34 protein-coding genes and 1 tRNA gene are annotated in these 19,967 nt (G+C 62.1%); 22 read left to right on the forward strand and 13 right to left on the reverse strand.

The features are described 5' to 3' along the window. The 11 genes from RBB42_RS28075 to RBB42_RS04470 form a co-directional block, all read right to left on the reverse strand. Nucleotides 1-327, reverse strand: a 327-nt coding sequence (locus tag RBB42_RS28075) for a helix-turn-helix domain-containing protein (protein ID WP_371932217.1), incomplete at its 3' end; no start/stop codon positions are given. Next, nucleotides 324-845, reverse strand: a complete 522-nt coding sequence (locus RBB42_RS04425; RefSeq protein ID WP_305968308.1) for a GIY-YIG nuclease family protein — start codon at nt 843-845, stop codon at nt 324-326. The genes RBB42_RS28075 and RBB42_RS04425, both read right to left, overlap by 4 nt. Beyond that, nucleotides 842-1,072, reverse strand: coding sequence for a hypothetical protein (locus RBB42_RS04430; RefSeq protein WP_305968309.1), 231 nt, complete (start codon nt 1,070-1,072; stop codon nt 842-844). Before RBB42_RS04430 ends, RBB42_RS04425 begins: the two co-directional genes overlap by 4 nt. After that, nucleotides 1,069-1,764 carry a hypothetical protein gene (locus RBB42_RS04435; protein ID WP_305968310.1) on the reverse strand — a complete coding sequence of 232 codons (696 nt, stop codon included), beginning with the start codon at nt 1,762-1,764 and terminating at the stop codon, nt 1,069-1,071. The genes RBB42_RS04430 and RBB42_RS04435 overlap by 4 nt, the downstream gene beginning before the upstream one ends. Continuing rightward, nucleotides 1,761-2,165, reverse strand: coding sequence for a DUF1064 domain-containing protein (locus tag RBB42_RS04440; RefSeq protein WP_305968311.1), 405 nt, complete (start codon nt 2,163-2,165; stop codon nt 1,761-1,763). Before RBB42_RS04440 ends, RBB42_RS04435 begins: the two co-directional genes overlap by 4 nt. Before the next feature lie 12 nt (nt 2,166-2,177). Then, the gene (locus tag RBB42_RS04445) at nt 2,178-2,969 is read right to left on the reverse strand and encodes a DUF2303 family protein (protein ID WP_305968312.1); all 792 of its coding nucleotides are present in this window, start codon (nt 2,967-2,969) and stop codon (nt 2,178-2,180) included. Between the two features lies 1 nt (nt 2,970). Then, nucleotides 2,971-3,282: a YfdP family phage-associated protein gene (locus RBB42_RS04450; protein ID WP_305968313.1), complete on the reverse strand. Its 312-nt coding sequence runs from the start codon at nt 3,280-3,282 to the stop codon at nt 2,971-2,973. A 40-nt stretch (nt 3,283-3,322) separates the two neighbouring features. Beyond that, on the reverse strand, nt 3,323-3,502 hold the full coding sequence (locus RBB42_RS04455; RefSeq protein ID WP_305968314.1) for a hypothetical protein: 180 nt from the start codon (nt 3,500-3,502) through the stop codon (nt 3,323-3,325). Continuing rightward, complete coding sequence (locus RBB42_RS04460) at nt 3,499-3,789, reverse strand: hypothetical protein (protein ID WP_305968531.1); 291 nt, start codon at nt 3,787-3,789, stop codon at nt 3,499-3,501. Before RBB42_RS04460 ends, RBB42_RS04455 begins: the two co-directional genes overlap by 4 nt. A gap of 152 nt (nt 3,790-3,941) precedes the next feature. Beyond that, nucleotides 3,942-4,376: a hypothetical protein gene (locus RBB42_RS04465; protein ID WP_305968315.1), complete on the reverse strand. Its 435-nt coding sequence runs from the start codon at nt 4,374-4,376 to the stop codon at nt 3,942-3,944. A gap of 48 nt (nt 4,377-4,424) precedes the next feature. Beyond that, nucleotides 4,425-4,646: a carph-isopro domain-containing protein gene (locus RBB42_RS04470; RefSeq protein WP_305968316.1), complete on the reverse strand. Its 222-nt coding sequence runs from the start codon at nt 4,644-4,646 to the stop codon at nt 4,425-4,427. Between the two features lie 85 nt (nt 4,647-4,731). On the opposite strand from RBB42_RS04470, the gene RBB42_RS04475 reads away from it, so the two are divergent. From RBB42_RS04475 to RBB42_RS04565, 20 genes are all read left to right on the forward strand, one after another. Beyond that, nucleotides 4,732-5,439, forward strand: coding sequence for a S24 family peptidase (locus RBB42_RS04475; RefSeq protein ID WP_305968317.1), 708 nt, complete (start codon nt 4,732-4,734; stop codon nt 5,437-5,439). A gap of 75 nt (nt 5,440-5,514) precedes the next feature. Continuing rightward, nucleotides 5,515-6,264: a DUF3800 domain-containing protein gene (locus RBB42_RS04480; protein ID WP_305968318.1), complete on the forward strand. Its 750-nt coding sequence runs from the start codon at nt 5,515-5,517 to the stop codon at nt 6,262-6,264. A 271-nt stretch (nt 6,265-6,535) separates the two neighbouring features. Beyond that, nucleotides 6,536-6,841 carry a hypothetical protein gene (locus tag RBB42_RS04485; RefSeq protein WP_305968319.1) on the forward strand — a complete coding sequence of 102 codons (306 nt, stop codon included), beginning with the start codon at nt 6,536-6,538 and terminating at the stop codon, nt 6,839-6,841. Further along, a complete protein-coding gene (locus RBB42_RS04490) occupies nt 6,838-7,176 on the forward strand; it encodes a hypothetical protein (RefSeq protein WP_305968320.1) in 339 nt (112 codons plus the stop codon). Before RBB42_RS04485 ends, RBB42_RS04490 begins: the two co-directional genes overlap by 4 nt. A 94-nt stretch (nt 7,177-7,270) precedes the next feature. Continuing rightward, nucleotides 7,271-7,447 carry a hypothetical protein gene (locus RBB42_RS04495; RefSeq protein WP_305968321.1) on the forward strand — a complete coding sequence of 59 codons (177 nt, stop codon included), beginning with the start codon at nt 7,271-7,273 and terminating at the stop codon, nt 7,445-7,447. After that, nucleotides 7,444-7,824 carry a hypothetical protein gene (locus tag RBB42_RS04500; RefSeq protein ID WP_305968322.1) on the forward strand — a complete coding sequence of 127 codons (381 nt, stop codon included), beginning with the start codon at nt 7,444-7,446 and terminating at the stop codon, nt 7,822-7,824. The genes RBB42_RS04495 and RBB42_RS04500 overlap by 4 nt, the downstream gene beginning before the upstream one ends. Nucleotides 7,825-7,832: 8 nt before the next feature. Continuing rightward, nucleotides 7,833-8,507: a 3'-5' exonuclease gene (locus RBB42_RS04505; RefSeq protein WP_305968323.1), complete on the forward strand. Its 675-nt coding sequence runs from the start codon at nt 7,833-7,835 to the stop codon at nt 8,505-8,507. Beyond that, on the forward strand, nt 8,500-9,267 hold the full coding sequence (locus tag RBB42_RS04510; RefSeq protein WP_305968324.1) for a hypothetical protein: 768 nt from the start codon (nt 8,500-8,502) through the stop codon (nt 9,265-9,267). Before RBB42_RS04505 ends, RBB42_RS04510 begins: the two co-directional genes overlap by 8 nt. Continuing rightward, on the forward strand, nt 9,264-10,436 hold the full coding sequence (locus tag RBB42_RS04515) for a recombinase RecT (RefSeq protein WP_305968325.1): 1,173 nt from the start codon (nt 9,264-9,266) through the stop codon (nt 10,434-10,436). Before RBB42_RS04510 ends, RBB42_RS04515 begins: the two co-directional genes overlap by 4 nt. Continuing rightward, nucleotides 10,436-10,978, forward strand: a complete 543-nt coding sequence (locus tag RBB42_RS04520) for a hypothetical protein (RefSeq protein ID WP_305968326.1) — start codon at nt 10,436-10,438, stop codon at nt 10,976-10,978. Before RBB42_RS04515 ends, RBB42_RS04520 begins: the two co-directional genes overlap by 1 nt. 56 nt (nt 10,979-11,034) lie before the next feature. Further along, nucleotides 11,035-11,340 (forward strand): HNH endonuclease, encoded by a 306-nt coding sequence (locus tag RBB42_RS04525; protein WP_305968327.1) that lies wholly within the window; start codon nt 11,035-11,037, stop codon nt 11,338-11,340. Nucleotides 11,341-11,345: 5 nt separating this feature from the next. Next, nucleotides 11,346-11,678 carry a hypothetical protein gene (locus RBB42_RS04530; protein WP_305968328.1) on the forward strand — a complete coding sequence of 111 codons (333 nt, stop codon included), beginning with the start codon at nt 11,346-11,348 and terminating at the stop codon, nt 11,676-11,678. Next, nucleotides 11,675-12,367, forward strand: coding sequence for a hypothetical protein (locus RBB42_RS04535; RefSeq protein WP_305968329.1), 693 nt, complete (start codon nt 11,675-11,677; stop codon nt 12,365-12,367). Before RBB42_RS04530 ends, RBB42_RS04535 begins: the two co-directional genes overlap by 4 nt. Beyond that, nucleotides 12,364-12,897: a hypothetical protein gene (locus RBB42_RS04540; protein WP_305968330.1), complete on the forward strand. Its 534-nt coding sequence runs from the start codon at nt 12,364-12,366 to the stop codon at nt 12,895-12,897. The genes RBB42_RS04535 and RBB42_RS04540 overlap by 4 nt, the downstream gene beginning before the upstream one ends. Continuing rightward, a complete protein-coding gene (locus RBB42_RS04545) occupies nt 12,894-13,634 on the forward strand; it encodes a hypothetical protein (RefSeq protein ID WP_306043604.1) in 741 nt (246 codons plus the stop codon). Before RBB42_RS04540 ends, RBB42_RS04545 begins: the two co-directional genes overlap by 4 nt. Beyond that, complete coding sequence (locus RBB42_RS04550) at nt 13,631-13,882, forward strand: hypothetical protein (protein ID WP_305968332.1); 252 nt, start codon at nt 13,631-13,633, stop codon at nt 13,880-13,882. Before RBB42_RS04545 ends, RBB42_RS04550 begins: the two co-directional genes overlap by 4 nt. Continuing rightward, complete coding sequence (locus tag RBB42_RS04555; RefSeq protein ID WP_305968333.1) at nt 13,875-14,834, forward strand: DUF5131 family protein; 960 nt, start codon at nt 13,875-13,877, stop codon at nt 14,832-14,834. Before RBB42_RS04550 ends, RBB42_RS04555 begins: the two co-directional genes overlap by 8 nt. Further along, nucleotides 14,831-15,103, forward strand: a complete 273-nt coding sequence (locus tag RBB42_RS04560) for a hypothetical protein (RefSeq protein ID WP_305968334.1) — start codon at nt 14,831-14,833, stop codon at nt 15,101-15,103. The genes RBB42_RS04555 and RBB42_RS04560 overlap by 4 nt, the downstream gene beginning before the upstream one ends. Further along, nucleotides 15,103-15,411 carry an excisionase family DNA-binding protein gene (locus RBB42_RS28080; protein ID WP_371931774.1) on the forward strand — a complete coding sequence of 103 codons (309 nt, stop codon included), beginning with the start codon at nt 15,103-15,105 and terminating at the stop codon, nt 15,409-15,411. Before RBB42_RS04560 ends, RBB42_RS28080 begins: the two co-directional genes overlap by 1 nt. A 107-nt stretch (nt 15,412-15,518) precedes the next feature. Continuing rightward, a complete protein-coding gene (locus RBB42_RS04565; protein WP_371931773.1) occupies nt 15,519-16,298 on the forward strand; it encodes a tyrosine-type recombinase/integrase in 780 nt (259 codons plus the stop codon). Between the two features lie 53 nt (nt 16,299-16,351). Here the strand turns inward: RBB42_RS04565 and RBB42_RS04570 are convergent. After that, nucleotides 16,352-16,426, reverse strand: a tRNA-Val gene (locus tag RBB42_RS04570). A gap of 213 nt (nt 16,427-16,639) precedes the next feature. On the opposite strand from RBB42_RS04570, the gene RBB42_RS04575 reads away from it, so the two are divergent. Together RBB42_RS04575 and RBB42_RS04580 are read left to right on the forward strand one after the other, a co-directional pair. Further along, entirely contained in the window at nt 16,640-16,831 is a 192-nt protein-coding gene (locus tag RBB42_RS04575) for a ferrochelatase (RefSeq protein WP_305968336.1), read from the forward strand. A gap of 299 nt (nt 16,832-17,130) precedes the next feature. Then, entirely contained in the window at nt 17,131-17,379 is a 249-nt protein-coding gene (locus RBB42_RS04580; protein ID WP_305968337.1) for a hypothetical protein, read from the forward strand. Nucleotides 17,380-17,470: 91 nt separating this feature from the next. Here the strand turns inward: RBB42_RS04580 and lon are convergent, their stop codons facing one another. Continuing rightward, on the reverse strand, nt 17,471-19,882 hold the full coding sequence (gene lon / locus RBB42_RS04585; protein ID WP_305968338.1) for an endopeptidase La: 2,412 nt from the start codon (nt 19,880-19,882) through the stop codon (nt 17,471-17,473). Between the last annotated feature and the right edge of the window lie 85 nt (nt 19,883-19,967).

The raw sequence follows: 19,967 nt of genomic DNA on the forward strand, positions 1-19,967 counted from the left end.
ATCCGGTGCGGGGGGTGTGCCGGATGAAGGTGGTGCATCCGGTGCGGGGGTACTGCATCCGGTGCGGGGGGTGGTAACGACAGTGTAGAGATTAGATCCAGCCCGACCGGCGCCGTAATCGACAGTCAGAAGACCCTTATCGCAGAGGCGAACGATGACGTTTCGCGTGCCCCTTTCCTTCATCCCTGTCCGCTCGCACAGGCGGCGAATTGAAGGGTAGCATCGGCCATCGTCATCAGCGTGGTCAGCCATCGCCAATAGCACCAATTTCTCGTATGGGTCGAGGTCATCCCTCTCCCAAACTAATGACATAACTCGTACGCTCATTTCCCATCCCCTCGGAAAAATGGCTGATCACTTTCCCACCGCGCTTTTTTTGTCCGGTAGCGTAGAATAGCTGGAATCATCTCGGACGGCTGGATCAGGTAGAAAGCCGAACACACCTCATTTGGGCTTGATCCGCATTCTTGGGCAATTGCGCCTATGTCACCTGGGTCTAAGAAAAGATCGACCTCGCAAATCGTAAATCCCGGTACGAACGCGTCCAGGAAATCATAGACCTGATCGTAATATGCCTCATCAAGCGCATCTTTCGCCTTGGTTACCTCGCACCTAAAAAATTCACGCCTATTACTGATCCGGCATTCAGCGAGAGCGCCGTGAACATAAGCCTCTGCTTCCCTGGCATTCGGGATGCGGACAGAGTGCTCAACAATGAACGGGACTGGCACCCCCGTCTGGTACAATTCCTGTGCCCGCTTGATCGGATTGCCGGTCGTCATGCCGATTTTAACCAGCCCCGGCATCGCTTCGTTCGATAAGGCATAAACGTAACCCTCGCTCATCCTCTCACCTCCACGACCCGCGCCAGCGCCTTGTCGAGTGCGTCGCGGACCTTCTGTGATGATTTACTGGTGGTGTCCCCGGCGAGACGCGGAGATAGCGCCACACGGGCTGCGTGGGCGCGCTCTGCCGGCAGGATGAGGGCAACCATGCCGCCCTCCTGGATCATGCGTACGACGTCTCTTTCATCGCATATGGCCGCAGCTATGCGCTCCAACACGTCGCTCATGCGAAGACTCCATCAAACAGCCCGGGTCCGGTCGGCGCATCCTTGGCCGGGCGGACCATCCATCGGAAGCCGGGTTCAGTGCGCACGTCGTCGCGGTCCCAGACGAACCAAGCGTTGCGCTGGGGCGGGCTTCCCTCGCCGGTGAAATCCAGCTTCCAGCGCATCAGGTAGCAGTAGGAAAACGGGTGCGCGTCCAGCAGCTCGCCAAGCCCATTGGCGCGGGCTGCGGGCCAATCCCATGACAGCAAGAGTGCAAGATAGCGCCAGCCTGGAATGTCGAGCGTGTGCCGGAGCCAGCGACCATGCCCGTCCCTTGCATTGATCAGGCTGTACGGCGGATTGGTGATGATGGCAGGCGCACGAGACCGCAAGCACCCGAAGAAATCAGCCTGCCATGCGTCTGGGCACCCTCTGTCGATCAGATCGGACGCGCAGCAAGGAATGCCAGCGGCGCGGATTTCGCGCACCATCGCGCCGTCGCCACAGGCCGGCTCCCAAACCGTCCCCAAGGACCGAATGCGGGCGCCGTCAGATTGCAACAAACCCCGGATCGCCTCTGGTTGTCCGGTCGGATAGAAGTCATCCTTGCGGCGCCGGGCTGGCTTGGGCGCCTTCGGCAGGTCCATTTCCAGCGTTGGCGGTTTCGAGCGGCCAGAAATGGCGCGGAAATATGGTTTCGCGGATGCGGTCATGTCTCTGTGACCTCCACGCCCTGCGCCGCAAGGATGGCCTTCTTGATCTTGAAGACGTCCGTCGCCCAGCCTTTCGCATCCTCGACCACCTCGACGGGTTCGACCCCAATGCGGTGATCGAGGTAGACGAAATCGGCGATGTAGCGCATCTGCTGACCGGTCGGCGTCAGGATCGGGCCGTCCTTGCCGAACATGGGGAATGGCACCTGGCGCCGCAGGTCGCTGATGCGGCCGCGCTTCTGCTCATCGCGCAGCACCAGCCAGCGGTCCCGCTCGCGGATGCTGTGGAAGGTCTGCCCTTGGCACTGGACGCGCTTCGCCCCCTGCACCCGGCGCCGATCTTCACCGCCCTGCTTGGCGATGAAGTCCCGGTACTCCTGCGGCGTCATGGTGTCGGTCATGCCGCAATCCCGTCAGATCACCGAGTAGATCGGAATCGAGTCGGAAATTTCGACACGAACTGCGTCTTCACAGCGCTGGAAGGCGCGGTCCTCGACCTGTTCCATGTCGTGAATTTCGAAAGTGAAGACGAGCTTTCCGTCGTCAATGTTGTAGCGCAAGCGCACAACCAAGACGTCCGGCTCCATCCCTTCGAAGACCGGAGTGCGGATCTTGATCCGCTCCGGCAACGTGACCGCGCCACGGGCTTCGTTCTCTTCCTGGTAGTGGAACTGGCGCTGACCATCGTGGAGACGTGTCGACTGACGGAAGGTCACCTTCTTCAAGGCGTCGAACTGCATCACCATATCCATGATGGTGGCCGGGTCCGGTTCCATCACGTCAACTGCCCGTTCCTCTAGGAACTCGCCTGCCCGCTTTTGCGTCATCGGGGAGCCGCTGATATTCCGCCAGCGCGCATAGCGCGGATCGAATTGCGCTTGGAACGTGGGTGTCCAATCGCTCCATCCAGGCGTCTTGTCCACCCTGTGATAGTCCAGCTTGGCGGTGATCTGGCGCCTCCCGGCGCTGCTCTCCACGACGGCAACGCCAGCGTCGGCGAAACGATTGATGTATGCAGTCAAGGACGCTGTATTGCGAAAGACCGGGCACGCCTTGATCCGGTTCGGGGTTTCCTGGAGTTTTTCCAGAGAGTCCACCTTCCACCCTTCCGGCACCATCGCGAACTGACCACGCGCGCTGGCGTCGAAGTGATCATGAGCCGATTCCCCGGCGATGAATTCGAAAAGCGTTGCGTTCTCGCTCATGTCAGGTCTCCGATTTCAGAAGCGTTTGCTGCACATAGTCGGGTGCGGTCCTGGTCAGATCGCCGTCTCTCCCCATGAAGAAGAAGGACTGACCGAACTGCAGTTGCGGGGCCTTTGCAGACACCTTCGCCGTCACAGCAAATCCGGTCTCGCCGTTCGGGCTGACCTCAAGGGTCACAGTCACGGTGCCCTTCTTGCCGGTGCGGTTGACTGCGTTCGTGACCTCGCGCAATTGCTCGTCCGCGACCTCGATCGCGTGCCCTCCGTCGATGCGCCCAAGCGCAGCGAGGAAGTGGCTGTTTCCATCAGACATTTCGGGTCTCCTGTGTCGCCCCTGAACCCCGGGGCCGGGATCAGTCGTTTGATTTTGGCTGCTGGTCTTCCCAAGGCGGCGCTTTCTTGAGCGTGATCGGCACCAGTCCGCGCCTCTGGTAGGTTGCAACGCTCTGCGCCGTCGTCATTCGGACCTTGAGGCTTGGCGGGTTCTCGGAAGGGCGCACGATATGAGGCGGTAGGAAGTAATTCTTGCTCACAGGTCATCACCCTGCGGAGGAAGCGCCTCGCTCAAGGTCTCGAAGTGCTGCCCGCTGGCCACGAGGCAGGTGATGCCGTTGGCCATCGTCACCGTGATCGTCCAGGAGCCGGACTCGATCGAGGCAAAGACCTCCATCACCGCGTTGTTGGCGCCCAGACCAATGCTTTGCCGGGTTTCGCCGTACTTCGTGGCCAGTCGGTCGATCACCTGGTCGCGCGGGGCGCAATGGCGGAGATCTTGCGCTTCCGCTCCGGGGACGAGGAACAGAAAGACCCAGGCGGCCATCAGGAACCGCCAGGGCAAGTGCCGCGCCATCATGGTAAGGGGAAGCGGTGAGGTATGAGTGCGCAGGCCGGTGACCGCCCGGGGGGACGTCTGCTCGCCCCCGGCCTGCTGACCGGCGGCTGCCATCGCCGGATTCCGTGAGTGTATGGCGGTCATGTGTCCCGCCCCCGCGCCAAGGGCTGCAACTGCTCGATCAGCGCCGCCGCGACGGGTTGCATCTGCGCGTGTTCCCGGTGGTCGACGTGGCCATCCGCCAGCGCGTCCGCGATCTTGCCTGTGAGGTGTGACATGACCCCGACAACCTGCATGTGCTGGGGATCGTCGGGGGAGCCGTCCCGCGCGACCTGCCCGCAAGGAGCGAGAACATCGCTGGTGAAGGACGGCCCGAGGACAGAGCAGAGCGACAGCAGGTTTTGCAGCCCCGGCGTGGCGCCCTGGACGTAGCTTTCCAGCGTGCGCGTGGCGATGCCGGTGGCGTCGGACAGGGCCACGAAGGAATATCGCTTTCCGCGCCCGACGCGCAGCCTCAGAGCATCCTCTATCCGGCGCGCCGCATCATCGTGGGAAATGATCGTGCCTTTACTCATGGTGACGTTGCTCCGGGCGGCCCATGTTGGTGGCATGGAACAGGGTGGTTATTCTGCGGGGCTGGTGGGAGTTTCCTCGAAGGGAACGAAATGCGCCGGTGTCAGCGTGACCCCCGCCGCCTTTGCCGCATCCCAAATGTCCGCCTTGCGGTCGTCCGGGATACTCCCGCGAGACTTCCAGCTTTGGACGGTCGAGACGGGATACCCTGCGGCTTTCGCCATCGGGCGGACACCGCCGAACGCCTCAACGATACGGTTCACATAGCTCATGTCTGCATTATGCGCACAATCCGACCGCATTTCAAGCGCATTTTGCGGACAGACAGATGCATTCGAATGTGCTCAAACTGCGCACATGCAAAACGCCGAAGAATTGAGGGCCGCAGTGAAGGCGCTGCGTGAGCGAGCCGGGTTCTCGATCCGGGGGATAGCGGATTTCATGGGCATCAGCCCATCCGGCTATTCCCACTATGAACAGCGGATCAAAGAGCCTTATTTGCCCATGAAGTTCGCCATGCCGTTCGCCGACGCCGTTGAAGCGCGCGGCGTTCCGCGCGCAGAAGTCATGGCTCTGGCGCATCCGGGAAGAGCAGACAATCCAGCCGAAACCGACCTGGTTCGCGTCGAGCATGAACAGGTGCCCACGAACGGATCCACCCTCGTCCCGGTCTATGATGTTCACGCCAGCGCAGGCGGCGGCGCGCTCAACCACGAGGAACCCGAGGTCTATAGCCTCGCCTTTCCACCGGCCTACCTGAAAAAGCTCACCAGCAGCTCGCCTGGCAACCTGGCGATCATTTCAGTGAAGGGTGAGAGCATGGAGCCGACGCTACTGGACGACGACATCGTTCTCCTGGACGCCAGCAAGACGAACCTCAGCTATGACGGCCTGTTCGTCCTGCGGTTCGATGATGCCCTGCACGTCAAGCGCGTCGGCCGCGCGCCGAAAAAGGGGCACGTCACAATTATCTCGGACAACAAGGATCTCTACCCGCCGATGCTCATGTCATCGGAAGAGGTCGAGGCCGTGGGTAAGGTGCTCTGGTACGGGCGGAAAGTGTGATGGCCGCGCGGGTGCGCCTGCATTGGCCGGTGGAACTGGTGAGGAAAGTGTGAGTATTGGCTGGAAAGGTGATCTTTGCAATTTTGCTTTGTAGATGAAAGCGGCACACCGCCGTCTAGACCATCGCCAAAAAAGCCTTTTTTTACACTGGGAGCGGCGATCATAGACGTGCGCGATTGGCGAAGCGTTGCCAACAAGATCCTTGGCTACAAGCTGCATCACAAGATTCGGGGCGAGATTAAGTGGAGGTATTTTTCACCACACAACACCGATAAGGCAAATCCGCTCCTCGACCGCCCAGGTGAAGACAGAGTCGCGTTGAGCGACGAGTTCGCTCGGATCATCGGCAGCAGCCCCGTGACCCTTATAGCCTGCGTGACAGACGTCGAAGCTGCGTTCTCTTATGGCACGATCAGCGGGCAGCAAGACCTCTACCATTTCGCCTACAAGCCGATTTCAGAAAGGTTTCAATACCACCTTCAAGACATCAATGATCTGGGGATTGTCGTGTCCGACCATCGGGGGCGTGACAGTGACAAGATGTTTCGCGCCCATCACGACGCCTTGGTAAACGGCAGAGGGGCAACGAAGTCAGGATATGACAGGCTGATCGAAGGGCTGTTCCTGCAGGACTCGGAGCATTCCATTGGGATCCAAATCGCGGACTATGTGGCAGGTGCGATCCACAGGGCCTACAATGTTGGAGACGGCGCCAAAGCCGCCCTGATCAAATCTAAGATGAGAGGCGCAGACCAAGACGCAATACTTGGCCGCGGACTCATTCTGCATCCCAAGAACGCATTCCGGTCAAGCAGAGGGAGTTGACGCCGGGCGGGGCCGTAGCCCCGACGCCATTGGTTGTCAGGCTCCCGAGCGCCTCTAAGATATAGCACCCCGCTCTGGGTGAAACAATGAGTCTATTGCCCCCGCCCCGCGCGGGGTTTTTCTTTGCGCGCTCGGCGCCGTCGAGGCCGGTAAGCCATAGCGATTCCCCCTGCGCACGCTTTGCGCGCAAGTTGTACGCATTTTGCGCTTGACTAATGTGCGCACAATGCGCACATTCTCCCCATAGCCACACGGCAATGGGAGAGACCGAATGCAACCGAAAGCCCCATTTACCGAACAGATCGCCGCCGCCGCTGGCTGGACGATCTTCGAGGCGCTTGACTACTACGCTGACGGCCACACCACGTTTTTCGGGGTGAATGACGAGACCGGCGAGGTCCGCAAGGCTGACGTGACCGGCTGGCACATCGGCCCGCGCCACTACGAGGAAATCCGCGCCGCGCTGCCCAAGCTGGCCGCGCTGGGTTTTCCGCAACGCACCGGATCCGGGCCGCTGACCGCGCCTGAAATAGACGCGCTCTACGCGGCGCATTATCACCTCGAGGCTGCAGAATGACCCCGCTGGACCTGTTCAACCTGGCCCGCGAGAGCGGGCGCAACACCCCCATGTCGGACACGATGGAAATCCTGTACATGATCCGCGACGGAGATGTTCATCACATCGATGGCGATCTGATCACGGCCATGAACCTTCTCGCCAGCGGGGAGAGCGCGGACTACGCGGGGGCCACGATCCATCCGCCCAGCGTTTCGACTGACGGGCGGTTCTGCCTGGTTCGCGGGCGCCTATCCTGCTTCGAAGACACGGCGCTGTCCGCCATGATCGAGGCGCAGCGCACCGCGCACCCGGTCATGTCGCTCGACAAGATGTCGGGATGGAGCGTGGCATGAAACACAAGCCTCACCTCAAAGTCCCGCTCTGGCTGCTGATCGGCGGTGCCGTGGTCGGCGCCTGCATCTACGGCGCGATCTTCTGGTGGCTTGCATGAGCGACCATCCTGAGATTCACGGCATAGGTGAAGTTCCGCGAGAGGTTCAGCCCGAACAGCGCCGGATGTCAAAGCCCCAGCCCTTCCGGGACTCCTCCCTTTTCTGGATTGCCGCTCTCGTCCTGTTCATCGTGTTCAATGTCGGGTCTTCAATCTTCTGGGGCGGCCAATGATCCGCCAGCCCACCAGACTCTCCGTCGCCTACGCATGGTGGCGACAGGCGCTCGCTGACCCACGCACGCCCCGGCATGATGCGGACCCACAGTGCGGCTACTACGCCCGCCGCGCGGTCAAGAACGGCCCGCTCCTGCCCGTCAGCGTCTACCTGGACCAGGAGGTTGACCCGCAGACCGGCGAGCTGACCGCCGACGAGGTGATCCGCGGTGAACAGCTGGGGCGGCCAATCGACCCGGCACGCATCTGGACACACCTGAAACCGATCACCGTCGCCCGCTACGACGCGCTGGTGGCCGAGCATCGCACCAACGCCCGCATGGCGGCCACGCACGCCGCCTACGACATCACCGAAACCCCGATGAGACCCAGTTAGGAAACGTCATGTTCACAGAATTGCGCAACGAAGAACGGACCCCGAAATTCGTCGTGTTCGACACGGAAACGACAGGGTTGTTTCTCTTCCGTGACAAGGAAACCGGACAGCCGGTTCCTGCCGACGATCCCCGGCAGCCCAGAATGGCATCCTTTGCCGCTATCATCTGCGATGAGGGTGGCGACGAGATTTCGAGCGTCAAATTCTTCGTGCAACCTGACGGTTGGAGTATCGACGGAACGAAGGCGTCTGAAATCAACGGGCTCACCGAATCCTATCTCGCGGAGAACGGTGTCCCCGTGTCTGAAATCCTCGATATGCGGGACGAATGGATCAAGGCTGATCTGATCGTAACGGCCTTCAATGCCCAGTTCGACTGCAAGATGATGCGCGCCGAATTGCGCCGGGCCGGTCGTGAAGATCACTTCGAGGCAACACGCAACATCTGCCTGATGCGTGCCCTCAGCCCTTACGGGAAGGAAGGCCTCTGCATTTCCAGGGGCTACGTCAAGTTGTCCGAGGCCTGCGAGTTCTTCTCGATCACCAACGAGAACGCTCACGATGCCATGTCGGACACCGTTGCCTCCGCCCACATCCTCAAACGCCTGATTGCGGACAATCGCCTGCCCGAGGCGAAGGTTCATTACGCCGCTGGCTCGAAGAAGGAAAAGACCAATGCCTGACGGGAACCAGAACGAATTGCCCGGCATGGGCCACAACGCCCCGCCCGTGTTCCGCCAAGAGGTCGTGGACGCTCACGCGGCCAAGGCGTCCGAATTTCTCGACGCCGCCGGCGAATGGCTCGAAGCCGGGGCCATCGAGACCGAAGAGCGCGCGGCCCAGCTGACCGACTTCATCACCGGACTCAAGGCGGTCAAGTCCAAGATCGAGGAAGACCGGAAGACCGACAAGAAACCGCATGACGACGCGGGAAAGGCCGTGCAGGCCGCCTACAAGCCTCTGGCCGACAAGATCGACAAGGCCCTTGGCAAGGTGAACCCGCTGATGGGCGCGTACCTGTCCAAGGTCGAGGCGGAACAGCGCGCCGAGGCCGAGCGCAAGCGCAAGGAGGCCGAAGAGGCACAGAAGGCCGCTGAGGAGAAGGCGCGGCAGGCACAGGCGCGTCATGACGTGTCCGGCGAGTATGACGCCGAAGAGGCACAGAAGGCCGCCGAGAAGGCCCGCAAGGATGCTGACCGCGCAGCCAAGGCCCGGCCCAAGGCGTCCAGCGCCACGGGCGGCGGCCGCGCCATTTCGATGCGCACGGTCTGGACTGCCGAGTTGGCCGACATGAAGGCCGCTTTCATGCAGTTCGCCGATCACCCGGAGGTCGAGGCCCTTCTCGTCCGGCTGGCCGAGGCCAAGGCTAGGTCGCGTGACTTCGACCCGACCAAGCAGACCATTCCCGGATTCACCCTGACATCAAAGAAAGTCCCAGCATGAACACCCAGATCGCAAAAATCCCGCTGCGCCAGGTGCAGGACGTCAAGACCCTCCTGCACAACGACCAGGCGCGCCAGCAGCTCGCCGCCGTCGCCGCCAAGCACATGAGCCCCGAACGGCTGATGCGCGTGACCGCAAACGCGATCCGCACGACGCCCAAGTTGCAGAGAGCAGACCCACTGTCATTCCTTGGGGCGCTGATGCAGTGCGCGGCTCTTGGTCTTGAACCGAATACGGTTCTCGGTCACGCCTACCTGATCCCATTCGACAAGAAGGAGAAGAACAAGAAGACGGGCCGCTGGGAGGTGGTCGGTACTCAGGTGCAACTGGTCATCGGCTACAAGGGGTTCATCGACCTGGCCCGCCGCTCTGGTCACATCACCAGCATTTCCGCCGGCATCCACTATTCTGACGACGAGTTGTGGGAACACGAGGAAGGCACCGAGGCACGCCTTCGCCACCGGCCTGGCCCGCAGGAAGGCGAGAAACTGCACGCCTACGCCATCGCTAAGTTCACCGATGGGGGGCATGCCTACGTCGTTCTGCCTTGGGCAAAGGTCATGCAGATTCGTGACAACTCCGAAAACTGGAAGACCGCGGTGCGCTACGGGAAGCAGCAGGATACGCCTTGGGCAAAGCACGAGGACGCAATGGCGGCCAAAACTGCGATCCGCGCTCTGGCCAAGTTCCTGCCGCTCTCCGTCGAAATGGCCGATGCGCTCACCATCGACCACGACCAAGGCACGCGCGTCGACTATGCGGCCTTTGCACAAAGCCCGGAAGATGGCCCGCAGGTCGAGGAAGGTGAGGAAATCGACGGCGAGGCAACCGAGGTCGAGGAAGGCTCCGACGAACAGCAGGACGCTGGCCAGCAAGAGGCGCCCGAAAAGACCAAGGACAAGCCGACCCAGAAAACCAGCAGCGAGCGCAAGCCCGAGGCCAAGGAGGAGCAGGACAAGCCGAAGGATGACGACGCTGGAATCCCGCCCGCATCGGACCCGAAGTTCGTCAAACTGTTCCAGGACATCGAAGCCGAGCTGACGGACGGCGCGCCCGCGCGCGGCATTCTCAAGTTCCATGAGGCTGCGCTTGCAGAGGTCGAGAAGGAAGACCCTGACCTGCACGGCCAGATCATGTCCATGATCCGGGAAGCAGAGGCCAACGACTGATGGCCCGCGAACCTCTCCTGCGCTGCATCTTCACCGGGACATGCCTTGAACCTGATGGGGCAATCGCGGCAGCGGCCCTCGCCGACAAGTTCGGCGCGGGAGAGGTTGTCGCGATCGACATTGACCCGGATCGCAGCCCGCGCAGCCACAACCACCAGTTCGCCTTTGTCCATCAGGCATGGTTGAACCTGCCGGAGTCACACCACGGCCAGCCCTACGCCGCTTCCTCCGGCCACCTGCGCAAGTACGCGCTCATCAAGTGCGGCTACCACCACGCCGACATGATCGCCCTAGGCGACCCGCGGCGCGCCGAGCGTGTGGCCGTTACTCTGGCACGCCAGTCCGAGCGCGACGAGGTGTACCGGATCATCAACGTCGAGGGCGCCGTGATCTACTCGTTCACCGCCGAGACCCAGAAGATGAAGGCGATGGGCAAGACCCGGTTCCAGCAGAGCAAGCAGGACATCCTGGATTTTCTCGCCGACATGATCGGGGTGAAGCCAGACGAATTGGCCAAGATGGGCAGGAAGGGCACGGCATGACCAGATCTGTCCCCGAATGGATTGGCGCCAACGACGACACATCGCCTCCGCCCCGCGTGAAAGAGCGGATCGTGCTGCGCCAGGATTACATCTGCGGTTGCGGCTGCGGCATGGAATTGGGTCGTTGCGGCGAGGCCATCGAGTTCGACCACACCAAAGCCCTCGCGAACGGTGGTGAGAACCGGGAAAGCAACCTGCGCGCGCTGCGCCGCCCCTGCCACCAGATCAAGACCCGAGCAGACGTGAGCGAGAAAAGCCGCGTCTCTCGCAAGCGCAAGGCGCGACTCGGGTTCAAGCCGAAGAAGCGCAAGATCCCATACCGGAAATTCGACAACACCCCCGTTTGGCCGAAGAGGAATTGAGACTCATGCGTGACACATTCGACTTCCCTGACCCCCAGCCGATGCCGCCGGTGATTTGCGAAATGCTGGATGCTGGCGCACTGTTCTCCGTCAACCATAGCGCTGGCAAGGACAGCCAGGCTATGCTGATCACGCTTCGACGCATGGGAGTGGCCCGCATGCTGGAGGCCGGGCGCCCCTTGGAGCGCCTGGACGCCGTCCTGCGCGACACGGATTTCGAGACGATCAAGGAAGAGGCCAGCCAGTCGCAAAAGCTGAACGGCGGCACGGTGGCAGGCCACGGCACAGACCGGCTGCTGGTACGGGTCAACAAGGGCCTGCGGGAAAAGGTGACATGACCCGCCCCCTCCGCGTCCTCATAGGCTGCGAGACCTCTGGCATCGCCCGGCGCGCCTTTGCCGCGCGCGGGCATGACGTCTGGTCCTGCGACATCGAACCGGCCGAGGACGGCAGCAACCGCCACATCCGCTGCGACATAAGAGACGGCATCCTGACCGAGGGCTGGGATCTGCTGGCGGTCATGCACCCGCCCTGCACCCGGCTCTGCCGCTCTGGCCGCCGGTGGATGAGCGGCGCGGGGAAATGGACCCCGCCAAAACGCCTGCCGCAGGGCCGCAGCTGGGCCGACATGCGCGCCGAGTTTGAAACCGGCGTCGAGATCTTCACCGCCTGCTGGGCCGCGCCGATCCCGCGCGTGGCGATCGAGAACCCGGAGATGAACGACCTGGCGCGCGATCGGATGCCCGCAGACCTGCCCACGCCGCAGATGGTGCAACCGTTCTGGTTCGGTGAACCCGCTTACAAATCCACCGGCTGGTATTTGCGCGGCCTTCCCGAACTGGTCGAGACCGACCGCCTGCCAGAGCCGGAACGCGGCACCGACGAATGGAAGGCATGGAACAGGGTTCACCGCATGCCACCCGGCCCCGAGCGCGCCCGCCTCCGCAGCCGATCCTTCCCCGGCATGATGAACGCCGCCGCTGACCAGTGGGGCGGCTACGCCCTCGCAATGGAGACCGCAGCATGACCGACCAGTCCCGCTTTCGCGAATACGTCACCAGTGGCGCATTCAAGCTGACCCTGTCCCGCAACCAGGTCTCTGCTCTTTCCATGATCGCAGAGGTCGGCGACGTGTCGTGCGGCGGGCACACGTTGGGGGCGCTGTTTCAGAAGGGCTTCGTGACGCACATCCGCAGCGACTGCGGCAAGCTGGAATACCGTCTGACAGAGGCCGGGGTTTTCGCCCTGAAACTGGTCAGGCTGGCGGACCTGGTCCAGGGCGCGCCTGATCCCGTTGCCGAAGAACTTTCCGCCCTGCGCGGGCAACTGGACAAGGCGCGCCGATACGCCCAGCAACTCGCCGCTGACGCATGGGACATGAACGCCCGCGTCCAGAAGGCCGAACAGGCCGTGGCCGAGGCGAAGGCGATGGTGCATGGCCTGCCAGCTCCGCCCAAGCCGATGGTGACCCTGAAGAACAAGCACCCTGAGCGCAGCCAGGCTCAAATGATCGCCCACCTGACCGTGGCCGAGAACTTTCTGGAGGGAGGGACATGACCGACAAGCCCATTCTTTTCAGCGGCCCTATGGTCCGCGCCCTGCTGGACGGTCGAAAGACACAGACAAGGCGGGTGGCCAAGATCACCGCCGTCATGGGTGACAAGGTGGGAATAACCAGCCCAAATGAAAGCCTGATCGAATTAGAGCCAGGCGAGTTTCACAAGGGTATATTCCATTACGAGAGCGTCGATGCGCTCAGCGGCCCTTGCCGCCTGCCCTACGCCATCGGAGACCGCCTCTGGGTGCGGGAAGCATGGCGCACATCACGGCACTACGACGACCTCAAACCCAGCGAAATGGGCGGTGAGGAGCCTGTGCAGTACATCGCAGATGGAGCAGTCTACGCCCATGCAGGGAGCGTCGATGACCTGTCGGGGCGGGCGCGGCCAAGTATGTTCATGCCCCGCTGGGCCTCTCGCCTGACGCTGATCGTGACGGACGTGCGCGTGCAGCGGGTGCAGGAGATCAGCAACGAAGACGCGAAAGCGGAAGGATGCAAGGGCGACCTGTCGCGCATCCGGCAAATGGACCTGTTCGGTGCGTCGGAAGACGACAGAGAAATGATGCGACTGATGACCTGCGGTTGGCAGTTCCGCGACCTCTGGGACGGCCTGAACGCCAGGCGCGGCTACGGCTGGGACGTCAACCCGTGGGTGGCCGCCTACACGTTCAAGGTTCACCGCCAGAACATCGACCAGATGACCGACACCCTGCAACAGATGAGGACGACATGAGCGATCCAAAGCGAGACGCAGAGCGCTATTTCCGCGCAGCGAAACTGGTCCTCGATGGTCGCGATCCGATCAAGGACCGCGGCGAAATCATGGTCACTCTGGAGGGCACCGTGGCCGCCGTTTTGATCATGGTCATGGGCGGCGACCACAGGAAGGCCGCTGCGATGCTGAATGAGGGGCTCACTCCAGGCGTGGAGGGCCGCATCGCGTGGGGCGCAAAGAACGCAGGGAGACACACCAATGGCTGAGAACAGCAAGATCGAATGGACGGATCACACGTTCAACCCGTGGATCGGATGCACCAAGGTCAGCCCGGCCTGTGACCACTGCTACGCCGAGGCGCAGGACAAGTTTCGAAAATGGACGCCGGATGGCTGGGGGCCGCATGGGCCCCGACGCCGCACCAGCAAGGCGAACTGGCGCAAGCCTCTGGCATGGGACCGGGCCGCCCAGAAGGATGGCGTGCGCCGTAAGGTCTTCTGCGCCAGCCTCGCGGATGTGTTCGACAACCATCGCAGCATCGCCCAGGACTGGCGGCGCGACCTCTGGCAGTTGATCGAGGACACACCGCACCTGGATTGGCTGCTGCTGACCAAGCGCCCGCAGAACTTCGCCAAGCTGGCCCCCGCACGCTGGATCCACGACGGCTGCCCGCCCAACGTCTGGATCGGCACCACGGTCGAGAACCAGGCCGAGGCCAACCGCCGCATTCCGCACCTGCTGTCAATCCCCGCCCGCGTCCGGTTCCTGTCCTGCGAGCCGCTGCTGGGGCCGGTGGATTTGACGGCCTTCAAATATGGCCGTGACAATGGGTCGTTTCAGGACGCGCTACGCGGCAAGATATGGATGCCGCCCGAAGCAGTCGACTGGCCAAAACAACCCGCACCAATTGCAGACGACCGCGAGGCCGTCGATCTCTGTCGTAAAGTTGACTGGGTCATCACCGGCGGCGAAAGCGGTCCGCAGGCGCGACCCAGCAACCCGCAATGGTTCCGCGACCTGCGCGACCAATGCGCGGCTGCTGACGCGCCGTTCCATTTCAAGCAGTGGGGAGAGTGGGCCAGCGTCTCCGAGGTCGAAGGCCCCGGCAACCACCACACCTTCCCTGATGGCCGCACCGTCCGCCGCATCGGCAAGAGCCGCGCCGGTCGCACTCTCGACGGCGAGCCGCATGATGGGATGCCGGGAGAAACCCAATGAGTGACGACCTGAAAGAGCGCCTTCGGATGATGCCAACTTACAGCGGCGATCCGAAAGGCCCACACTGGGTTCCAAACCTAGCCGCCGACCGTATAGAGGCCCTCGAAGCCCAGCTTGCCGATGCACTCGCCCAGGCCCGCGCAGACGGGATGCGGGAGGCGGCCACCGTGGCGCAGGCATACGCAATGCAAGCAGGAGCGTCTGGCGCGTTCGTGGCCGGTGAAATACGCGAGCACATCCTCGCGGCTATCGAGAAGGGGGAAGGGTGATGACCTCACCCCGCCCTATCTCAGAGCGCGCGCGCCCGTTCACCCCAGACACCCTTGCCGAACGCTGGGCTTGCTCTGCGGAGACGGTTCGGCAGATGGTGAAGCGTGGGGAATTGCCGGGCTTCCGCGTGGGGCGTCTGTTCCGCATCCCCGTCAACGCTGTGGAGGAATACGAAGAATGCCAGACATCAGCATCGGAAGGTTCAGAGGTGGGCTGTGCGTCTACTGGACCGACGCCAGCACCGGAAAGCGACGGCGCCACCGCCTTGAGGCACGCGCCCGCAAGGAAGCGGAAGCCGAAGCCCTAGCCGTCTATAGGCGCGAGACAGCAATCGCCCGCAATGGCGCGGCAACGGTCTCTGACGTGTGGGAAGAATACCGCCGAGACCTCGGGACCAAGCCGACTGCCAAGACGATGGGCTACACAGGAAAGGCCGTACTAGCCTATTTCGGCGCCCTGCCCCCGTCGCAGATCACCAAGACCATGTGCATAGACTACGGGCGCAGCCGCATGGATGAGGACGGTGTGAGCCAGGGAACGGTCTGGACCGAACTCGGGCACCTGCGCTCCGCCCTGCGCTTTGCCGAGGATACGCGGATGATCGACCGTGCGCCGAAGATATGGCGACCTGAGAAGCCTCAGACGGACAAGCGGATCTTGAACTCTGGCGAAATGCGCGCCCTGCTGGATGCCACCCGCGCGCCTCATGTGCGCCTTGCCGTCGCGCTTCTGCTGGGGACCGCCGCCCGTGTCGGCGCGGTCCTTGATCTGACGTGGGACCGGGTAGACCTAGATCGAGGCGTGATCAATCTGCGTCTGGACGACGCCGCAACGAGAAAGGGCCGCGCGGTTCTGCCCATGAACAAGACAACCCGCGCGGCCCTCGAAGCAGCCTATGAAGCCGCCCTCAGTGACTATGTGATCGAACATGGCGGGCGTCCGGTCAAGAGCATCCGCAACGGTTTCACATCAGCCGTGGACCGCGCCAAGCTGGGCCACGTCCGCATCCACGATCTGCGCCACACCGCCGCTGTGACGATGCTGGTGGCAGGCGTACCGCTCGAAAAGGTCAGCCAGGTATTGGGCCACAGCAACACCGCCGTGACCTTTTCGACCTATGGCCGATTCCTTCCGAGCCACATGCAGGACGCGGTTGATGTGCTGGATTTTGCCAGCCGCCCAAGAAGCGCTTAGGTTCGCTGAACTCGGGCGCGCTTCGTAAAATGGACGGCAGAGCCAAGGGAATATGGTGGGTGATGAGAGATTTGAACTCCCGACATCTTCGATGTGAACGAAGCGCTCTACCACTGAGCTAATCACCCGGTGGCGGACCTATTACCGACAAGCGCAGCCCTGCGCAAGAGGCTTGGCACGCAAAAAATACCCCTCGTGCAACCGTCCCGGGCCGGACGCCCACCGAGGCAGCATCAGCACAGTCGATGCGCGAAAACAACAGGATGCCGGTGGGTTGCTTGACTTGCGGCGAATCTCCAAGGCAGGGTTTCCCAATCTGCCACTTGGGTTTGGAGACTCACATGAAAAAGACAATTGCTGCCGCAAGTCTTCTGATCGCTGCAACGACCACCACGTCGATCGCCGGAAGCTATGAAACCCCCTATGTCGCACCGCCGGTCGTCGTCGAAGAGACGCAACAGACCAGCAGCAGCGCCGGCATGCTGCTTGCGCTGATGACCATCGTGGTCTTTGGCGTGGCCGCCACACAGTAAGGTACGCACGGCCCCGGCCGCCGCGCTCTCACGGAATTTTCGTGAGGGCCTGGCCGGGGGACGCGGGGACGATACCGAACCCAATACGGGACCAACCGGGGACAAGGGCCTCGCAGCATGGCTGCGAGGCCCTTTTCTTTTGGCTGTCCGGAGATGTTGCATCTTGGCCGCGTCGGACTGCCTCGCATGAATTTTCGTCTTGCCCCAACGTCAGTAAGGCGCAGACTAAACACAGCGCCTTCGGGTGCATTGGTTGCATATGCGGTTGACTGTTTATTGAACCAATCACGGGGAAAAAGATGAAAAAACTCGTACTCACCACCGCGCTGTGCCTGTCGGTGGCCAATGCCGCCGTGGCCGATGGCAAGCCCGCACCCAAGATGAGCCCTGAGCAACTGCGGAACGACATGATCGTTTCGTCGCAGAGCGCCGAACTGAGCACCACGTCCTCTGGCGCGGCACTTCTGATTCCGCTGATGCTCTTGATCATCATCGCAACGGCGGTCCATTCCGGCGGGGGCGGACACAGCTATTACTACCCTGAATAACGACGGGCTCTTCAGCCCCTATTGGGAAAAAGAAAACGCGCGGTGGAGGTCCACCGCGCGTTCCCATTTTCAGGCATTGTGGCCGATGTGATCAGTGCGCGGTTGCGCCTGCCACCGAATCCTCGGCTTTCTTGGCGGATGCCGCGGCTGCCGCTTCCTCGGCCGCTTCGTCCCATTCCACCGGCTCGGGCTTGCCGACCAGCGCAATGTCCAGCACCTCGGAGACGTGCTTGACCGGGATGATCTCCAGCCCGTCCTTCACGTTGTCCGGCAGTTCGGCCAGGTCCTTCTCGTTCTCCTCGGGGATGAGAACGGTCTTGATCCCGCCGCGCAGGGCCGCCAGCAGCTTTTCCTTCAATCCGCCGATGGGCATGGCGTTGCCGCGCAGGGAAACCTCGCCGGTCATGGCGATGTCCTTGCGGATCGGAATCCCGGTCAGGACCGACACGATGGAGGTCACCATCGCCAGACCAGCCGAGGGCCCATCCTTGGGCGTGGCACCGTCGGGAACGTGGACGTGGATGTCCATCTTGTCGAACCGCGGCGGCTTGATCCCGATTTCCGGCGCGATCGAGCGCACATAGGACGAAGCCGCGTCGATCGACTCCTTCATCACGTCGCCCAGCTTGCCGGTGGTCTTCATCCGGCCCTTGCCCGGCAATTTCAGCGCCTCGATGTGCAGGAGATCCCCACCGACCGAAGTATAGGCCAGCCCGGTGACGACACCGACCTGGTTTTCCTCTTCGGCCAGACCATAGCGGAATTTCCGCACGCCCAGGAAATCGTCGAGGTTGTCAGAGGTCACTTCGACCACTTCGGTCTCTTTCTTGACGATCTTGGTCACGGCCTTCCGCGCGCATTTGGCGATCTCGCGCTCAAGATTCCGCACACCGGCCTCGCGGGTATAGTACCGCACCATGTCGGTCAGCGCGCCGTCGGTGATCGAGAATTCCTTGGCCTTCAACCCGTGGTTCTTGACCTGCTTGTCCAGCAGGTGCCGCCGCGCGATCTCGATCTTCTCGTCCTCGGTGTAGCCCGAAAGCGGGATGATCTCCATCCGGTCCAGAAGCGGCCCCGGCATGTTATAGCTGTTTGCCGTGGTCACGAACATCACGTTCGACAGGTCGTATTCCACTTCAAGGTAGTGGTCCACGAATGTCCCATTCTGCTCGGGGTCCAGAACCTCCAGCATGGCGCTGGCCGGATCGCCACGGAAATCCTGACCCATCTTGTCGATCTCGTCGAGCAGGATGAGCGGGTTGGTGGTCTTGGCCTTCTTCAGCGCCTGGATGATCTTGCCCGGCATCGAACCGATGTAGGTCCGGCGGTGGCCGCGGATCTCGGATTCATCCCGCACACCACCCAGTGAGATGCGGATGAACTCGCGTCCCGTGGCCTTGGCAACCGATTTGCCAAGCGAGGTCTTGCCGACACCCGGAGGCCCCACGAGGCAGAGGATCGGCCCCTTGAGCTTTTTAGAGCGCGCCTGAACGGCGAGATACTCGACGATCCGCTCCTTGACCTTTTCCAGGCTGTAGTGGTCGTGATCGAGGATCTCCTGCGCCTTGTTCAGGTCTTTCTTCACACGGCTCTTCACGCCCCACGGAATGCTCAGCATCCAGTCGAGGTAGTTGCGGACCACGGTCGCTTCGGCCGACATCGGCGACATGTTCTTGAGCTTCTTCAGCTCGGCGTCGGCTTTTTCCCGGGCTTCCTTCGACAGCTTGGTGGCTTCGATCTTCTCTTCCAGCTCGGCGATTTCGCCTTCGCCGTCCTCGCCGTCGCCCAGCTCCTTCTGAATGGCTTTCATCTGCTCATTCAGGTAATATTCGCGCTGGGTCTTCTCCATCTGCGACTTGACGCGGGTCTTGATCTTCTTCTCGACCTGCAGGACCGACAGTTCGCCCTGCATCAGGCCGTATACCTTCTCCAGCCGCTCGCTGATCGAAAGCGTCTCCAGCAGTTCCTGTTTCTGCTCGACCTCGACACCCAGATGGCCGGCAACCAGATCGGCCAGTTGCGCGGCGTCATTGGCCTCGCCCACGGCGGACAGGGCCTCTTCGGGGATGTTCTTCTTGATCTTGGCGTACCGTTCGAACTCTTCGGCGACCGTGTGCACCAGCGCCTCGATCGAAGCGGTATCGCCCGGCATCTCGGTCAGGTGCTCGGCCTTGGCTTCGAAGAACTTCTCATTTTCGATATATTCGTCGATGCGCACCCGGCTCTGGCCTTCGACCAGCACCTTGACGGTGCCGTCGGGCAGCTTAAGCAGCTGCAAGACGTTGGCCAGCACACCGGCCTTGTAGATACCGCTGGTGTCCGGATCGTCATCGGACGGGTCGATCTGGCTGGCAAGCAGGATCTGCTTGTCGTCGTTCATCACCTCTTCCAGCGCACGCACGGATTTCTCGCGCCCCACGAAGAGCGGCACGATCATATGCGGGAACACGACAATGTCGCGCAGCGGCAGCACCGGGTAGGAAGGATTGAGGGGTTGTTTCATGCTCGTGTCCTGTTCTTGGCAAGACGTCCCTGCCCCGCTTCGCGGCAGCTTGAGGTCGCCTCCGGTCATGAGGGTCAAAGATGGG

The sequence above is a fragment of the Mameliella sp. MMSF_3455 genome (assembly GCF_030733205.1).
GTDB lineage: Bacteria > Pseudomonadota > Alphaproteobacteria > Rhodobacterales > Rhodobacteraceae > Antarctobacter.

Bases quoted from the DNA above. Each gene is read 5' to 3' on its own strand.
- RBB42_RS04475 (WP_305968317.1), top strand. From the start codon at position 4,732: ATGCAAAACGCCGAAGAATTGAGGGCCGCAGTGAAGGCGCTGCGTGAG.
- RBB42_RS04575 (WP_305968336.1), top strand. From the start codon at position 16,640: ATGAAAAAGACAATTGCTGCCGCAAGTCTTCTGATCGCTGCAACGACC.
- RBB42_RS04565 (WP_371931773.1), top strand. From the start codon at position 15,519: ATGGGCTACACAGGAAAGGCCGTACTAGCCTATTTCGGCGCCCTGCCC.
- RBB42_RS04450 (WP_305968313.1), bottom strand. From the start codon at position 3,282: ATGTCTGATGGAAACAGCCACTTCCTCGCTGCGCTTGGGCGCATCGAC.
- RBB42_RS04510 (WP_305968324.1), top strand. From the start codon at position 8,500: ATGCCTGACGGGAACCAGAACGAATTGCCCGGCATGGGCCACAACGCC.
- RBB42_RS04495 (WP_305968321.1), top strand. From the start codon at position 7,271: ATGAGCGACCATCCTGAGATTCACGGCATAGGTGAAGTTCCGCGAGAG.
- RBB42_RS04490 (WP_305968320.1), top strand. From the start codon at position 6,838: ATGACCCCGCTGGACCTGTTCAACCTGGCCCGCGAGAGCGGGCGCAAC.
- RBB42_RS04540 (WP_305968330.1), top strand. From the start codon at position 12,364: ATGACCGACCAGTCCCGCTTTCGCGAATACGTCACCAGTGGCGCATTC.
- RBB42_RS04580 (WP_305968337.1), top strand. From the start codon at position 17,131: ATGAAAAAACTCGTACTCACCACCGCGCTGTGCCTGTCGGTGGCCAAT.
- RBB42_RS04440 (WP_305968311.1), bottom strand. From the start codon at position 2,165: ATGACCGACACCATGACGCCGCAGGAGTACCGGGACTTCATCGCCAAG.
- RBB42_RS04515 (WP_305968325.1), top strand. From the start codon at position 9,264: ATGAACACCCAGATCGCAAAAATCCCGCTGCGCCAGGTGCAGGACGTC.
- RBB42_RS04530 (WP_305968328.1), top strand. From the start codon at position 11,346: ATGCGTGACACATTCGACTTCCCTGACCCCCAGCCGATGCCGCCGGTG.
- RBB42_RS04535 (WP_305968329.1), top strand. From the start codon at position 11,675: ATGACCCGCCCCCTCCGCGTCCTCATAGGCTGCGAGACCTCTGGCATC.
- RBB42_RS04550 (WP_305968332.1), top strand. From the start codon at position 13,631: ATGAGCGATCCAAAGCGAGACGCAGAGCGCTATTTCCGCGCAGCGAAA.
- RBB42_RS28080 (WP_371931774.1), top strand. From the start codon at position 15,103: ATGACCTCACCCCGCCCTATCTCAGAGCGCGCGCGCCCGTTCACCCCA.
- RBB42_RS04425 (WP_305968308.1), bottom strand. From the start codon at position 845: ATGAGCGAGGGTTACGTTTATGCCTTATCGAACGAAGCGATGCCGGGG.
- RBB42_RS04435 (WP_305968310.1), bottom strand. From the start codon at position 1,764: ATGACCGCATCCGCGAAACCATATTTCCGCGCCATTTCTGGCCGCTCG.
- RBB42_RS04500 (WP_305968322.1), top strand. From the start codon at position 7,444: ATGATCCGCCAGCCCACCAGACTCTCCGTCGCCTACGCATGGTGGCGA.
- RBB42_RS04460 (WP_305968531.1), bottom strand. From the start codon at position 3,789: ATGGCCGCCTGGGTCTTTCTGTTCCTCGTCCCCGGAGCGGAAGCGCAA.
- RBB42_RS04485 (WP_305968319.1), top strand. From the start codon at position 6,536: ATGCAACCGAAAGCCCCATTTACCGAACAGATCGCCGCCGCCGCTGGC.
- RBB42_RS04560 (WP_305968334.1), top strand. From the start codon at position 14,831: ATGAGTGACGACCTGAAAGAGCGCCTTCGGATGATGCCAACTTACAGC.
- RBB42_RS04545 (WP_306043604.1), top strand. From the start codon at position 12,894: ATGACCGACAAGCCCATTCTTTTCAGCGGCCCTATGGTCCGCGCCCTG.
- lon (WP_305968338.1), bottom strand. From the start codon at position 19,882: ATGAAACAACCCCTCAATCCTTCCTACCCGGTGCTGCCGCTGCGCGAC.
- RBB42_RS04470 (WP_305968316.1), bottom strand. From the start codon at position 4,646: ATGAGCTATGTGAACCGTATCGTTGAGGCGTTCGGCGGTGTCCGCCCG.
- RBB42_RS04555 (WP_305968333.1), top strand. From the start codon at position 13,875: ATGGCTGAGAACAGCAAGATCGAATGGACGGATCACACGTTCAACCCG.
- RBB42_RS04505 (WP_305968323.1), top strand. From the start codon at position 7,833: ATGTTCACAGAATTGCGCAACGAAGAACGGACCCCGAAATTCGTCGTG.
- RBB42_RS04445 (WP_305968312.1), bottom strand. From the start codon at position 2,969: ATGAGCGAGAACGCAACGCTTTTCGAATTCATCGCCGGGGAATCGGCT.
- RBB42_RS04465 (WP_305968315.1), bottom strand. From the start codon at position 4,376: ATGAGTAAAGGCACGATCATTTCCCACGATGATGCGGCGCGCCGGATA.
- RBB42_RS04430 (WP_305968309.1), bottom strand. From the start codon at position 1,072: ATGAGCGACGTGTTGGAGCGCATAGCTGCGGCCATATGCGATGAAAGA.
- RBB42_RS04520 (WP_305968326.1), top strand. From the start codon at position 10,436: ATGGCCCGCGAACCTCTCCTGCGCTGCATCTTCACCGGGACATGCCTT.